At 42.1% G+C, this 15,206-nt stretch carries 14 protein-coding genes; 4 read left to right on the top strand and 10 right to left on the bottom strand.

Annotated elements, in window-relative coordinates; all coding sequences use genetic code 11:
* Positions 1-152 precede the first annotated feature (152 nt).
* From rluB to LU293_RS00500, 7 genes are all read right to left on the bottom strand, one after another.
* The gene (gene rluB, locus LU293_RS00530) at positions 153-1,076 is read right to left on the bottom strand and encodes a 23S rRNA pseudouridine(2605) synthase RluB (RefSeq protein WP_375540372.1); all 924 of its coding nucleotides are present in this window, start codon (positions 1,074-1,076) and stop codon (positions 153-155) included.
* 153 nt (positions 1,077-1,229) lie between these two features.
* A complete protein-coding gene (gene scpB / locus LU293_RS00525; RefSeq protein ID WP_242747914.1) occupies positions 1,230-1,829 on the bottom strand; it encodes an SMC-Scp complex subunit ScpB in 600 nt (199 codons plus the stop codon).
* Between the two features lie 12 nt (positions 1,830-1,841).
* Positions 1,842-2,714: a segregation and condensation protein A gene (locus LU293_RS00520; protein WP_242747912.1), complete on the bottom strand. Its 873-nt coding sequence runs from the start codon at positions 2,712-2,714 to the stop codon at positions 1,842-1,844.
* Positions 2,715-2,817: 103 nt separating this feature from the next.
* Complete coding sequence (gene trpS / locus LU293_RS00515) at positions 2,818-3,888, bottom strand: tryptophan--tRNA ligase (protein ID WP_242747910.1); 1,071 nt, start codon at positions 3,886-3,888, stop codon at positions 2,818-2,820.
* 79 nt (positions 3,889-3,967) lie between these two features.
* On the bottom strand, positions 3,968-4,786 hold the full coding sequence (gene cysE, locus LU293_RS00510; protein WP_242747908.1) for a serine O-acetyltransferase: 819 nt from the start codon (positions 4,784-4,786) through the stop codon (positions 3,968-3,970).
* A 95-nt stretch (positions 4,787-4,881) separates the two neighbouring features.
* On the bottom strand, positions 4,882-5,859 hold the full coding sequence (locus tag LU293_RS00505; protein WP_242747906.1) for an alpha/beta fold hydrolase: 978 nt from the start codon (positions 5,857-5,859) through the stop codon (positions 4,882-4,884).
* An 11-nt stretch (positions 5,860-5,870) separates the two neighbouring features.
* A complete protein-coding gene (locus LU293_RS00500) occupies positions 5,871-6,035 on the bottom strand; it encodes a rubredoxin (RefSeq protein ID WP_242747903.1) in 165 nt (54 codons plus the stop codon).
* 171 nt (positions 6,036-6,206) lie between these two features.
* Between LU293_RS00500 and uvrB the strand changes: the two genes are divergently transcribed.
* Positions 6,207-8,315 carry an excinuclease ABC subunit UvrB gene (gene uvrB, locus LU293_RS00495; protein WP_242747901.1) on the top strand — a complete coding sequence of 703 codons (2,109 nt, stop codon included), beginning with the start codon at positions 6,207-6,209 and terminating at the stop codon, positions 8,313-8,315.
* Between the two features lie 117 nt (positions 8,316-8,432).
* On the opposite strand, the gene LU293_RS00490 is transcribed toward uvrB, so the two are convergent.
* Both LU293_RS00490 and LU293_RS00485 read right to left on the bottom strand, forming a co-directional pair.
* Entirely contained in the window at positions 8,433-9,551 is a 1,119-nt protein-coding gene (locus tag LU293_RS00490) for a metallophosphoesterase (RefSeq protein WP_242747899.1), read from the bottom strand.
* 254 nt (positions 9,552-9,805) lie between these two features.
* Positions 9,806-11,584, bottom strand: a complete 1,779-nt coding sequence (locus tag LU293_RS00485; protein WP_242747897.1) for an FMN-binding glutamate synthase family protein — start codon at positions 11,582-11,584, stop codon at positions 9,806-9,808.
* A 222-nt stretch (positions 11,585-11,806) separates the two neighbouring features.
* Between LU293_RS00485 and LU293_RS00480 the strand changes: the two genes are divergently transcribed.
* The 3 genes from LU293_RS00480 (at position 11,807) to glnA (ending at position 14,172) form a co-directional block, all read left to right on the top strand.
* Complete coding sequence (locus LU293_RS00480; RefSeq protein WP_242747895.1) at positions 11,807-12,322, top strand: hypothetical protein; 516 nt, start codon at positions 11,807-11,809, stop codon at positions 12,320-12,322.
* A 9-nt stretch (positions 12,323-12,331) separates the two neighbouring features.
* Positions 12,332-12,637 (top strand): hypothetical protein, encoded by a 306-nt coding sequence (locus LU293_RS00475; protein ID WP_242747894.1) that lies wholly within the window; start codon positions 12,332-12,334, stop codon positions 12,635-12,637.
* 125 nt (positions 12,638-12,762) lie between these two features.
* Positions 12,763-14,172: a type I glutamate--ammonia ligase gene (glnA, locus tag LU293_RS00470; RefSeq protein WP_242747892.1), complete on the top strand. Its 1,410-nt coding sequence runs from the start codon at positions 12,763-12,765 to the stop codon at positions 14,170-14,172.
* A 62-nt stretch (positions 14,173-14,234) separates the two neighbouring features.
* On the opposite strand, the gene LU293_RS00465 is transcribed toward glnA, so the two are convergent.
* Complete coding sequence (locus LU293_RS00465) at positions 14,235-15,143, bottom strand: LysO family transporter (RefSeq protein ID WP_242747890.1); 909 nt, start codon at positions 15,141-15,143, stop codon at positions 14,235-14,237.
* Positions 15,144-15,206: the final 63 nt, after the last annotated feature.

Here is a 15,206-nt window from a genome sequence, read left to right as displayed (position 1 = left end):
GATAAGTGATGTTCAATGAGATTATGGCGATTGTCTTTATTGTACAATAAAACGCTCTTATCAAAAAAAGGTTATAAATCCATCATGACCACCCAAACAAAAAACACCCAAAATTTGGGTGTTTGTTATCATTTTTAATCATATTTTTTTAATCATACTTTGGTAAAACGTGCGTTTTTAAAATTAGACGTGCGTTTTTGTCCCATACGGTTTTTGAGTTTTTCTTCACGTTCGTGCCGTTCGTGTTTTTGACGGCGAACTTCACGGGATTTGAGCGGTTTTTTGTGGATACGAGCTTGTTTTTCTTTGGTGGTGGTGTTAAGTCCTGTACCTTGACGTGGCCTTAGTCCGACTGTCTCAATGAGTTTGCCAATCTCTTTGGCATCAAGTTCAAGAAAGCGTCCTGTGCGTAGCTCTTTTGGCAGAATGACTGTGCCGTAGCGAGTACGAATTAGGCGTGAGACTTTGAGTTCTTGGGATTCAAACATACGGCGAACTTCACGCTTGCGACCTTCTTTAATGCTAACGTGATACCATTTGTTCACGCCTGTGCCACCGCCTTCTTTGATGTCGTCAAATTTTGCCATGCCATCTTCAAGCTCTACGCCTTGGGTGAGATTTTTGGCGATTTGGGGGCTAACTTCACCAAGCACACGCACGGCATATTCACGAGTAATCTCGCTAGATGGGTGCATAAGACGATGAGCAAGCTCGCCATCGTTGGTAAACAACAGCAGTCCTGATGAGTTGATGTCAAGGCGACCAACCATCACCCATCTGTCGCCTGTGAGCTTGGGCAGGCGGTCAAAGACGGTTGGGCGACCTTCTGGGTCGGACGCTGATGAGATTTCGCCTTCTGGCTTATAGTAGGCGATGACACGGCGGCGTTTCTCACGCTCCGCTTTTAGGCGAACCAATCGCCCATCCACACGCACTTCATCTTGGGGAGTGGCACGATCACCAAGGCTAGCAATGGTACCATTAATAGAAATGCGTCCTGCTTTGATGATTTCTTCAAGCTGACGGCGAGAGCCTAAACCCGCTTGGGCGAGTAGTTTTTGGAGTTTATCACCAATAGGGCGACTGTTGATCTCTTCTGTTAGAGTATCGTTAATAGGGGTGTTATTCATAAGATATCCTGTATGATGGAAAATAACATTTCACAATGTGGTGAGAATAGTTAATTGCTATTATTAATATAGCATATTTTGGTGTGTTAGGCTACTTGTTTAGCCATCTACTTTAAGACTTGCCAAGTCAGGTAGTTTGGGTAACTCTTCAAGACTTGCCAAGCCAAACGCATCTAAAAAAGCAGCGGTCGTATGTAAAAGAGCAGGGCGGCCAATGGTGTCTTTATGCCCTTTTTCTATAATCCACCCTTTATCAAACAGCTGTCTTAAGATGTTACTAGATACGCTCACGCCACGCACTTGCTCAATATCTGCCCGTGTAACAGGCTGCTTATAGGCGATGACGCTTAGGGTTTCTAGTAGGGCTTGGCTAAGATTGTCTAAGCGTTCTGGGAAAATTTGTTGAATAAGTCGTGAGTAGCTGTCTTTGATTTGTAGGCGGTAACCGCTTGCTGTCTTACTAAGTGCCAGCACGCTATTTGCCATACGCTCTTCTAAGATGATGAGTGCCATTTGCAGTTCATCATGACTCATAGACAGATGTTTTTTTAGGTCTGTGTCGGTGAGCGGTGTTTCGCTTGCGTGCAGTAGCACCTCGATGTAGCGACTCAGTGCCTCGCAGGTAGCATGGGAGTTGAGTAGCTCTTGACGGTCTGTTTCGCTAACAGGGGTGTTTTTGGTAGGGATGAAAGTTTGCATAGTTATTTAAGTCTAATGTAACCAATAAAGTGTCTGTTTAGTTAGCTCTTTACCTATATTATGAGTAGTTGACAATGAGTTCTTATGGGGTTTATTTTCTATAACTTGTAAGGCATACTCATCTGCACTTTCATCATCAAAGCTATCGGTGAGCGTCTCATCAAAGCCGATAAGCCCACGCTTAATCAGTTCTAATACAGCAACAAAGCTCACCACAACGCCAATCTTGCCTTGGTTTTTATCTAATAACTCATCAAATGTCGCAAAGCCTTTTTCGCTTAATATTCGGCTAATCTTAGCAATGCGTTCTGGCAGTGGAACTTGATCGATTTGTACGACGTGTGTTTGACTGATAGGCTTGATTTGCATGGTTACAAGGCTATCTACGAGAATTTCTGGCGAGTAATTTGGCAATTGAGCTTGCATAGCCTCAGTGCTTGGCAGACTTGTAAATGCTAAAAAGACATCACGCTCAAGGCGAATAAGCTTATCTAAGCGATGTGCTGCTTCTTTAATTTGGGCATAATCTTCAAGCCGTCTTATTAGTCTTGCTTTTGGGTTTAACTCATCATCGGTGATGTGAGCAGATGGTAAAAGTAGCTCACTTTTAATGGCGATTAAAGTACTTGCCATGAGTAGATAATCGCCTGCAAGCTCAAAATAAGCCTCATCTAAGTCGCTAATGTAGCTTAGATACTGCTCTGTGATAGGTAAGATAGCTGTTTCGGTTAAGTCAAAATTGTTCTTTTTGACAAGGTATAACAAAAAATCCAGCGGACCTGCAAACTGCTCAAGCCAAATTGCAAAAGCTTGTGGCGGTATGTAGAGATCTTCTGGCAGATTTTCTACGGAAGTATCGTACAGACGAACGGTTAAATTTGACAAAATAAGGCAAAACCCATATTAACTGGTATTAATGCGTGCACCCAAGCAATCTATCATTAGGCAGACAATGCCCAAAGTGGACGGTTAGGTTGCGGCTTTATGATTATTTTAATTTTGCCAAAGGCTTAATACCGATGGCTTTTCTTACTTTTTCTAGGCGTTTACTGCTTTCTCGGCGTGCTTTTTGTGCACCCATTTGAAGAATTTCTTCAAGCTCTTTTGGGTTTGTCATCAAGTGATTATAACGCTCTCTAAATGGTGCGATTTCGCCATCAATTTTATTAAATAAAATCTCTTTAGCTTCACCCCAGCCAATGCCTTGGCGGTATCTGTCTGCCAATGCTGCAATTTCATCTTTGGTAGCAAAAGCTCGATAAATCTCAAAAATTGTGCAACTGTCGGGGTCTTTTGGCTCGTCGGGTGCTTGGCTATTAGTAACAATTTGCATGACGGCCTTACGAAGAGCTTTTTTGGGGTCAATTTGTGGATTGCCATCGCCAAATAGTGGAATGGTATTGCCATAGCTTTTGCTCATTTTGCGACCATCAAGCCCTGTCAAAAGCGGTGTATCTTCATCAACGACAGCACAAGGCTCGGTAAAAATTGGCTTGTATTTAAAGTTAAATGTCCCTGCGATGTCTCGTGCCATCTCAATGTGTTGAATTTGGTCTTTGCCAACAGGGACATGTGTGGCATTAAACATTAAAATATCGGCAGCCATCAGTACAGGGTAGCTAAATAAACCCATGCTAATACCAAAATCAGGGTCGGTGTCTGGTTTGGTTGTGTTCATATCAACCGCCGACTTGTAGGCGTGGGCACGGTTCATCAAACCCTTGGCACATGAACAATTTAAAATCCAAGCCAGCTCTGGGATTTCTGGTATGTCTGATTGGCGATAAAACGTAACTGCTTGTGGGTCAAGACCACAAGCTAGCCAAGTGGCAGCGATTGCTCGAGTGGAGCGATGAATTTCGTCAGGGTCAAAGCATTTGATTAGAGCATGAAAATCCGCCAAGAAAAAAAACGCATCGCCATCACCACGAGCGATTGCTTCGTTCGCGGCTTTAATGGCAGGGCGAATTGAGCCGACATAGTTGCCTAGGTGGGGAATGCCTGTCGTGGTAATGCCTGTTAAAATGCGTTTTTTATTGGCGGTGTCTGGTGTGCTCATGATGTTCTCAAGTTGTTCAAAATTGGGTGATTATAGCAGATTTTAGGTGAAATAACGAATTTGCAAGACAGCAATTAGTCTATTTTAGCAAATCTAAGTCTTCTTGGCACAGCGACTTAAAGTCACCTTTAATAAACTTAGGATCAAGACGACAAAGCACTGCTTGTAGCTCATCAATGCGTTTATCTTGGGCTTGGATGTGAGCTAAAAGTGTGGCGACTGTCGTGGCAACAGGATCTTTACTATCTGGGCTTACACCATAAGCATTAAAACTTTCGTCATTTGGCGATTCTAGGCGGATGGTAGAGTCTGGTTTGCTTAAGCTTATCTTTTCGCTGGTTTCTGTGTTTTTGGCATTTTTATCAATCATGCGAGCAGCACTACCGACCATTGTGGCATGGTTTGGCACAGGCTTGACCACCACAGCATTAGAGCCAATTTTGGCATAATCACCTACCGTAAAGCCACCTAAGACCTTCGCTCCTGCACCAATCACCACGTGATTGCCGATGGTAGGGTGGCGTTTTGCACCCCTTTCCCAAGAAACGCCACCGAGTGTAACACCGTGATATAAGGTAACATCATCACCAATTTCTGCGGTTTCACCGATGACAACGCCCATGCCATGATCAATAAATAGGCGTTTGCCGATTTTGGCGGCAGGGTGAATTTCTATACCCGTCGCCATACGAGTGGCGTGCGATAGTGTGCGCGCTAGGAACTTATGGTCAGATTGCCACAGAGCATGACTGGCACGGTGTAAAATGCGAGCATGTACCCCTGCGTATGCAGTAACCACTTCTATCTTGGTGCGAGCAGCAGGATCTCGATCCAACACGGCATTAACATCATCATTAATATCAGAAAGTAGAGTTTTTAGTTTGGTAAATACAGACATGGCTAAAAAGATTGATGAAAATTTAAACCATTGTACCACTAAAATGGTCTTTGGGGGTATGGGCTTGTTATTTTTTATAAAAGTGGTGCTAAATGCTACTGACAGCAGAAATCTTTAATCGTCTGTACTAAATAAGGCTGGTAATAAGCTGGTAGATCATGCCCCATACCATCAATGGTGATAAACCGACTGTGCTTGATATTTTTGGCTAAATTTTTGCCGTGGCTTGGGTGTAACAGTCTGTCTTTTGTGCCGTGCATGATGAGTGTGGGAGTTGTGATTTGTTTGGTGAAAGAGACGATGGAGCCTGTCGTTAAAATTGCATTCATTTGATTGGCAACACCGTGCGGATAATAACAGCGGCGGTAACGACGCTCAGCGATGGCTCGAGTGCCTTTAATGTCTAAGTGTCCTGGCGTACCGACGGTCGTCATAAACCATACTGCATGACGCACTAAGTCTTTTTCTTCTGCACCTTTTGGCTTAACAAAGAATGTTGAAAACTGTTTGGGATTGGGCGGTCTTAAAAAGACTCGATTACTGCTGCTAAATAGCAAGATGAGTCTACTTAGTAAGTTGCCATGTTTTGCAGCGACCAGCTGTGCTATCATACCGCCCATGCTAGCACCCACTAAGTTTACCTGATGAATGCCAAAAGTACGTTGTAAAGCATGGATAAGCCCAACGACATCATCTGCCATATCGTGCAAGGTATAAGCGACCTGCTCTGATTTGTTGGATAATCCAAGCACTGTTTTAGCAATCATCTTAGGGACGTTGGTGCGTGGGAGTGCGGCAACTGGAATTTTGCTAGATAGCCCTGTATCTCGATTATCAAAACGAATAACAAAAAAGCCAGCATCCACAAATTGTTTTAAAAACGTATCCGACCAAAACATCATCTGCGACCCAAACCCTGTAATGAACAGCAGTGGCGGGTGAGTAGGGTCGCCTGCAATCTCAACACACAGATGAATGCCATGACCGACATCAACTATGCTTTGGCGAAAATAGGGAGATAAATCCGATGGCTGCCAATGAATGTCTTGAATGCTTTGGTCTTGTGGGTGCATGGCTGACATGCTTAGATTTCTACCATCTCAAAATCAAGCTTGCCTACACCGCACTCAGGGCATGTCCAGTCTTCAGGAATGTCTTCCCAGCGAGTACCAGCTGGCAAGCCTTCTTCAGGGCAGCCTACGGCTTCATCATAAATCCAACCACAAACGATACATTGATATTTTTTCATAATTAAAGTGCCTTTTTGCCTTTGTTTATATATATGGGTAATCAAAACCCATTTAGTTTACATATGTATTTATTTTTTGCAAGTAAAATTTAAAAATTTTTTAAACTTTTACTTTTATTTAGTGGCTTTTACCCCATATTACAATAAATTCTTTGCCAGTCATTCATAATCATGCAACTTCCAAAAACCACGCGCACTGAACGCCAATTAAACCAACTTGCTAAACAAATCCAAGATGAAGCCGAACTTACAGGCGTGAATGCATCAGGCACACAAATCTCATCAAAAGCCTTTGATATGGTGAGCGACTTTGAGCCTGCAGGCGATCAACCAAAGGCGATTGCAACGCTTGTAGATGGTATTAACAAAGGCATGAAAGATCAGTTATTGCTGGGGGTTACAGGCTCAGGTAAGACTTATACGATGGCAAAGGTGATTGCTAAATGCGGTCGCCCAACCATTATTATGGCACATAATAAGACACTTGCTGCCCAATTATATGGCGAGTTTAAGGCGTTTTTTCCAAATAATGCCGTGGAGTATTTTGTCAGTTATTATGACTACTATCAGCCAGAAGCTTATGTGCCAGCAAGCGATACGTTTATTGAAAAAGACAGTGCGATTAACGATCACATTGACCAAATGCGATTATCTGCCACTCGTGCCTTGCTAGAACGGCGTGACGCAATAATCATTGCATCAGTGTCAGCCATTTATGGTCTTGGCGATCCTGAAAGCTATCTAAAAATGCTCTTGCATATCGTGGTTGGCGATAAATTTGACCGAACTGCTTTAATTAAAAAACTCGTAGAGATGCAATATGAACGAAACGAGATGGATTTTGGGCGTGGCACATACCGACTGCGTGGAGAGACTTTAGACATTTATCCTGCTGAGAGTGAATCTTTGGCGGTGCGTATTGCTTTATTTGATGATGAGATTGAGAAAATTACTTGGTTTGACCCTTTGACAGGTAAAACGGTCAAATCTGTACCACGTATTACCATTTACCCAAAATCGCACTACGTTACCCCACGAGAAAAATTAGAAAAAGCAAGCGAGGGTATCAAACAAGAGCTTGAAGAACGCTTAGCGTATTTTCGTGATAATGACAAACTTATCGAAGCGCAGCGTATCAAAGAGCGAACCCAATACGACCTTGAGATGATTCAGCAGCTTGGTTATTGTAATGGCATTGAGAACTACTCACGTCATTTATCAGGGCGACCCAGTGGTGAAGCACCGCCGACATTATTTGACTACATTCCGCCTGATGCTTTGTTTTTTATTGATGAAAGTCATGTAACCGTGCCACAGATTGGGGCGATGTATAAGGGCGATAGAAGCCGTAAAGAAACGCTTGTGGGTTATGGTTTTCGCTTGCCGTCTGCACTGGATAACCGCCCTATGAAGTTTGAAGAGTGGGAGAGAATTCGCCCAAGCACCATTTATGTATCTGCCACACCTGCCGCTTATGAGCTTGAGCATAGTGAGCAGATTGCAGAGCAGGTAGTGCGTCCGACTGGGCTTATTGACCCTGTACTTGAGATTCGTCCTGTACTTACGCAAGTAGACGATGTGCTTGGTGAGATTAACCTTAGACGTGCAATAGATGAGCGTGTGTTGATTACCACTTTGACCAAACGCATGGCAGAGGATTTGACAAGCTATCTTAAAGAGTATGGCATTAACGTCGCTTATCTGCACAGCGACATTGACACAGTTGAACGCATGAAAATCATTCATGAACTAAGAACAGGCGTGCATGATGTGCTTGTGGGTATTAACCTGCTTCGTGAAGGGCTTGATATGCCTGAAGTGTCGCTTGTGGCGATTTTTGATGCAGATAAAGAAGGGTTTTTACGCTCGGAGCGTTCGCTGATACAGACGATTGGGCGTGCGGCACGCCACGTCAATGGCAAGGCAATTTTATATGCCGATAGCATCACACCAAGTATGCAAAAAGCAATCGATGAGACCGAGCGTCGCCGTGCCAAGCAGATTGCTTTTAATGAAGAGCATGGTATTACACCAAAATCAGCAAAACGGGCAATTACCGATAAAATCGATGTGGGCGAGGATAATGTAACAACTGAGGTGATTTGTGTGCCAAACGCAATCGATGGCGTAGATGAAGAGATTTTACGTCGTCCAGATCTTTTGGTTAAGGAGATTAACCGTTTGGAAAAACAAATGAAACTGCTGTCTAAAGAACTTAAATTTGAAGAAGCAATGAAAGTAAGAGATACAATGCTGACCCTTAAAGACAGGCTTATCTAGTGCCTTTTGGTATTGATGACTGGTTGTGCAATCATAAGCTAAGCCCAACTTAAAAAGGGGTTTGGTGTTTTTGGTAAAACGCATTTATCAAGTGAGTATTGTTGTTTTGGTGACCGATTATGATGGTTTGATGGGCGGCTTACCGACCATGTCAATAATCCAAACTTCAGCTTGAGAGCCTAAGCGAAATGGCACACCCCAAAAGCCGAAACCAGAAGAGACGACAACGTGAGTGCCGTTTATTTTTTCGTAACCATAGCCTAATCGATTTAGGGCATTGACGATGAAGTTGGCGGGGAAAACTTGTCCTTTGTGAGTATGACCAGAAACCTGAAGATCGATAGGAAGCTGAGTATTTTGTTCAATCTGACTGGGTCTATGATCAAGCAAAATAGTTGGTAAGTGCGTATCTATATCAGCAATAAGTTTTGCAGTTGGTTGACGTGTGTGATAATGATCATCAAGTCTGCCAACGATGTTTAACTTGGTGGTTTTACCATTTTTACTAATCAAAAGCGTTCGATGTTCGTCGTTGAGCAGTATAGCACCACTACTTAAGATGGCGTGAGTGATTGCACGGTAAGCATCTTGTTGGTACAGATCGTGATTACCAAGACTAACTACTGTGCCAAAACGTGGCGTATGAACGACTTTGGTTAAGCTGCCTGCCATGCCTTGGCTATCAAAATACATCGTATCATCATCCATGATATCGCCCGGCATAAGCAGTAAATCGACTTGATTATCTGATAAAATTTTGGTTAGTTTATCAAGTTGATTTTTACCAACTAACACACCCAAATGTATGTCGCTTACCAACGCAAGGCGGACAGGTGTGGACATGGACTTATCCAGCGTTACGGTGATATGTCGTATGACAGGCGTATAGGCGTTATAAATAGATAAAGATATAACCCCAACAAGGCTTAAGATAGCAAATAGGCGATAAAAAATTGTCCCATGAAAGCCAAACTTGTCACCAAGCATAACCACTACTGTGATGATTAACATAGAGATAATGCTAAGCCATAGTACTGCCAAATAACCAATCGTTAGGCGAAATGCACCAAAATAAAGCCCTGCCAAAAAAGCATTGCTAATCACAAGCATGATTATTGCCATCACCCAAAACCGCACCGAGATAAAAGGGTGAAAAAACCAGACAAGGCTACGTGCCAAAATAAGGCTTAGTAGCTGCATTATGATAAAAAATAAAGGCAATAGTAGGCTACGCATGGTGTACCTGAAAGATAAATCGCTTTATTATACTTAAAATTTTCTTTAGAAAAATTTGTTTTTTGTTGGAATTTGTTGCTATAAATCTCTTTACTGCACGCCTTTTTATTGGTTTTTTGAGAATCGCATAGTTTTTCATCGTAATGGGTGACATAGATGGTATAAAAGGGTGATGTGCTTTTAATAGATATGATATTTATCTAAAGTGCCATTAATAAAAAACCGCCCCAAGCGAGCGGTTTATTGTTGCATTTTTACTGTGGATCATCATGATATGTGTAGTATCCTTCATCCATCTCATACATGGCTATCCGCTGATTTTCTTCTTTTTTATTTTGTTCTAAGATGTCAGGAAACTTCTTGCCAATCTCATTATTATATGCCACAAGGCTTTCATAGTCTGCTTGAAAAGTGTCTGCATTTGCCATAATCCACATTCGGTTATAGATGTCCGCACGAGCAGTAGCGTTTAACAACGCCCCTTCAAAAGTGAAGTAATAATATTGAGACAGTAGTTTAATGCGACCATCATCTATACGACGAGCGATATGATAAGGCTTAAGATCGTTCGGGTGTGCTACGCCAACTGCCCCTAGAATGCCTGAGAGAGCCTTAAGTGTGTTTTTGTGGAAGTTATACACACGTTCAGCCTTGTCTGGAACATGTAAAGCTTTTTGACGATAGGGATCTTGAGTTGCCACGCCTGTTGGGCATTTGTTGGTGTGGCAGCTTCTTGACTGAATGCAGCCGACAGCGAACATAAAACCACGTGCCGAGTTACAAAAGTCTGCACCAACCGCCAGCATTTTTGCGATGTCAAAAGCAGTGATAAGCTTACCACTGACACCGACTTTGATTTTATCACGAATGTTTGCACCTACAAGCGTATTATGCACAAGCAAAAAACCATCTAAAAGTGGCATTCCCACATTATCCATAAACTCCACAGGAGCTGCACCTGTGCCGCCTTCAGCACCATCAACGACGATAAAGTCTGGATAGTCGTCTTCATCAATCATCGCTTTAACGATTCCCATAAACTGCCAAGGCTGACCGATGCATAGCTTAAAGCCGACAGGCTTACCGCCAGATAATTCTCGTAATTGTTGCCAAAATTTCACCAATTCTCGTGGCGTGCTAAAGGCAGAATGCGAAGCAGGCGAGATACAGTCGATATCCATAGGAATATCACGAGTTTCGGCGATTTCTGGTGTGATTTTTTCTTTAGGAAGTACGCCGCCCTTACCAGGTTTTGCTCCTTGAGATAGTTTAATCTCGATCATTTTCACTTGGGGGTTCTTTGAGCGTTCGGCAAACTTTTGGGCATTAAACGTCCCATCGTGATTGCGACAGCCAAAATAACCTGTGCCAAGCTCCCAAATCAGATCGCCACCGTGTTTTTTATGGTAAGGGCTGATTGCACCTTCGCCTGTATCGTGGGCAAAACCACCAAGTTTTGCCCCTTTGTTTAGTGCTTCGATGGCTGCTGCTGATAGACTGCCAAAACTCATGGCAGAGATGTTAAATACTGATAAATCATAAGGCTGTTTGCACTTATCATTACCAACTTGAATTTTAAAGTTAGTCTGCTTAAGTGGGTAGCTTGAGGCTGATTGCAAGAACCATTCTTTGCCGTTTTGGTATAGATCTTCAAGCGTACCAAAGGCGCTGGTATCACTGACATTTTTGGCACGCTGATAAACAAGAGCACGCTTTTGGCGTGAAAAAGGTACAGCAATTTGGTCATCTTCTAAGAAGTATTGGCGAATCTCAGGACGAAAATTTTCTAGGATATAGCGTGCGTGTCCTGAGATTGGATAGTTTTTCAGCACAGCATGGCGGTCTTGGGTGATGTCATATATGCCTAAGGCAGTGCCAAATGCACCAAGCAATATCAGCCACCAAATCATCAGATATAGCCCAGCTAGAAACGCTAAGATAGCAATACCAAATACGCTATAACGAAGTAAAATGCCAGTAAAATAAGAATCTTTGCTTGTGTGTTCAAGGTTTTTGGTCAACTTAGCACTCATAAATTAGTACTCTAATGCAGTTGTGGTGAAAAAAATTGGCATATTTTATCATATTTTATGATAAATATAACTAGTAAAACAGGTATTTTTTAATAAATTAAGCCAGCCCATACTGTGTAAGGCGATATCAAGTTATGATGACATGGCTAGCGGTGTTGTTATGTTTTGAAAAATGGCGGTAAAATTGCTATAATACGCTAACCTTTTAGTTAGACTCTTGCTATGAAATTAACTACCAAATATGGTACTATTGGGCTGATTTGTCTTGGGCTGTTAGCTTGTAATGATAATCCTAAGCCTGACACGCCAAAAATATCTAGCCAAAGCACCACTTCTGACTTTGTTGGCTGTTATACGATCAGCCATGATGAGCCTGCCGTCATTAAGATTAGTCAAGATGAGCATGGTTTTAGTATGCAAATGAAAGAGCCTGCTAATAAGGCAGATGTCTGGGATCGATCAGAAAAATTACAATTACTAAGCATTGATGAGGGTTGGCATTACTTTGAGGTCAATGCTTTAGGGCTTCAAAAATCAGATGTTGACCAGATAATAGCACGTCCTGACGGTATGTTCGTTTTAGCTCAAGTAAAAGATACCGCCAAGCAGCTAAATGCGTCATTAGACAGTAATTATGTCTCCTATGTATTTAAAGGGTCAAATACCATCTATCATGTAGCTTGCGACGATAAGCCTGTGGATATTTTACACGCTGACAGTTCAGATAGTACTAAATAAGGGCGTGTTATGGGATTTTTAGGTTATTTATTAATGGGCGGTATAGTCTATACAGTTGGATTTATGATCAACCTAAAGCGACTAATACCTAAGCGTCAAGCGGGCGTGGCATATTCACTAACACACCCAACGATTATAAAGTACGTCTTGGCGTGTTTTATGATTATGTTGGCAGTCAGTGCTGTGCTTGGACGATTTATTCTAGGACATGAAAACTTTGACTGGGCGTTTATCTTTATGAATAGCTTAGTTGCGACATTTGTGTTTTATTTTGGATTAAATCCTGATACGTCTAAGATGAATTTACCTAATTAATAGGCTTAAGTTAATAAACTTAAGACGGTGCTTGATTGATGTTTACAATATTCATAATTTAGCGTATCATTTACCAAAATAGCTAAGCTTTAGCTTTGCTTTTCTTATACGATTAGGAGTGTGCTGTGTCAAATAAACTTTTAGATTTAATCGAATCAACAGGTGCCAAATGGGTGGATTTTCGCTTTACTGATACCAAGGGTAAAGAGCTGCATTTGACTTTCCCTGCATCTAGCATTGATGAAGAAACTTTTGAAGATGGCAAAATGTTTGACGGGTCATCTGTAGATGGCTGGAAAGGCATCGAAGCATCAGATATGATTATGCTACCAGATCCTGATAGTGCTTATCTTGATCCATTTGCTGAAGCACCGATGATCGTGGTTACTTGTGATATCATCGAGCCTGCAACACTCCAAGGCTACGAAAAAGACCCACGTTCAATCGCTCGCCGTGCCGAAACCTACCTAAAGTCAACAGGGATTGGTGATACGGCATTTTTTGGCCCTGAACCTGAATTTTTCGTGTTTGATGAAGTAAAATGGGACATCGACCAATCAGGTGCTCGTAACACCATTATCGCTGAAGCTGCTGCATGGTCAACCAATAAGGACTATCCTTGGGGTAATAACGGACAGCGTCCAAACGTGAAAGGGGCATACGCTGCCGTCGCACCGATTGATCACCATCATGATATGCGTGCGATTATGTGCGACCACATTGATAGCATTATGGGTGAAGGGCGTGTAGAGGTACACCACCATGAGGTAGCGTCAGGTCAGCTTGAGATTGGCGTATCTTTTAACACATTAGTTAAGAAAGCTGATGAAGTACAGCAATTTAAATACGTCGTGCAGCAAGTGGCAAACCAATTTGGCAAGACTGCTACCTTTATGCCAAAACCTATCGTAGGCGATAATGGCTCTGGTATGCATGTGCACATCTCAATCAGTAAAGACGGTGAAAATACGTTCAGTGGAGATGAATATGCAGGATTGTCTAAGACGGCATTGTATTTTATTGGTGGTATCATTAAGCACGCTCGTGCCTTAAACGCCATCACAAACCCAACGGTAAATAGCTATAAGCGTCTTGTGCCACACTTTGAAGCACCCATCAAGCTTGCTTATTCAGCGTCAAACCGTTCTGCATCAATTCGTATTCCGCATGTATCTAGCCCTAAAGCTCGCCGCATTGAGGCACGTTTCCCTGATCCTGCAGCCAACCCCTATCTATGCTTTGCCGCTCTTTTAATGGCAGGACTTGATGGCATTGAAAATAAGATTGAAGCAGGTGAAGCGGCTGATAAGAATTTATACGATCTACCGCCAGAAGAAGAAGCGATGATCCCAACGGTAGCAGAGAATTTAGAAGTTGCCCTAAAAGCTCTAAAAGAAGATCATGAATTTTTGCTAAAAGGCGGTGTATTCTCAAAAGAGATGATCGATGCTTATATCGAACTAAAAATGCAAGAAGTGCAACGATTAAATGAAGCGGTACACCCGCTAGAGTTTGATTTATATTACCGCTGCTAAACAGCCACATAAAAATAACGCAAGTTGTTAGCTTGCGTTATTTTTTATTTAAAGGTATCAAATTAGCCTAGACTACTAAAAAACACCATTAAGATGGGCGAGATGATATTTATTAAAAAACCATAACTTACCACAAGCGGCACGATACGAGTACCGCCAGATTGGCTAAGAATGGGCAATGTAAAATCCAAACTGGTTACACCGCCAAGTCCAATCGCAGCCGATGAAGAATATCGCATGACCCAAGGAATAAAAATCAGTGCTGCAATTTCTCTACCTAAGTCATTTAAAAGAGCGACAGAACCCCACATCGCTCCATAAGCTTCGGTCATTAAAGGAGCTGATAGAGAGTACCAACCACTTCCTGCGGCTAATGCCAAACCCTGAAACAGCGATACATCATCAAAAATCAGCGAAAAGACCGCACCTGCTAATAAAATACTGGCGGTAAAAATCACACAAATATAAAGCCCTCGCTGGTTTAGCATAGCAGCACGAAGCCCAATACCTACACCTTTAAGCCCAATACCTACAAATAATAATAACAGCATGAGTAGAGCTGTTGTCGTACCACGAGGCGGTAACACTGTGCTTGGTAGCACTAATGCCAAAATAAAGCCGACTAATAAACAAAAAAGCTGTAATAAACTACCGTGTATGTTAATTTTGGTACTGCCTTTAGCGTGGCTTGTTTGGTATTGGCAAGGTGAAATACGATCAAACAATGCTAAGCCAACCAAGCCAAATCCAATGGTTAGGGAAAAAAGTGTTATTAAATAAGTTGCAATATCGTAAACTTTAGAGACGATGTCTTTTTCTAGCCCAATCTCAATACCAATGACAATGAGTAATAAGAATACTAAATAGTTAATTATTTTTTCTGCATAAATGGCGTGCTTATCCGCAACAGGTAGTGCAAAGCCGATAAACATGGGTGTGATGATTAAAATAAGGGTAAAAATACCATTCATGGATATGCGTATCCCAAGTTATAAGGAGTGACAAAATAAACCCTAGATTATAGCATAATTATC

It is taken from the genome of Moraxella nasovis, from assembly GCF_022701215.1.
Lineage (GTDB): Bacteria > Pseudomonadota > Gammaproteobacteria > Pseudomonadales > Moraxellaceae > Moraxella > Moraxella nasovis.
The sequence above is the reverse complement of the archived record's forward strand: the minus strand, read 5'-3'. Positions and strand labels throughout refer to the sequence as shown.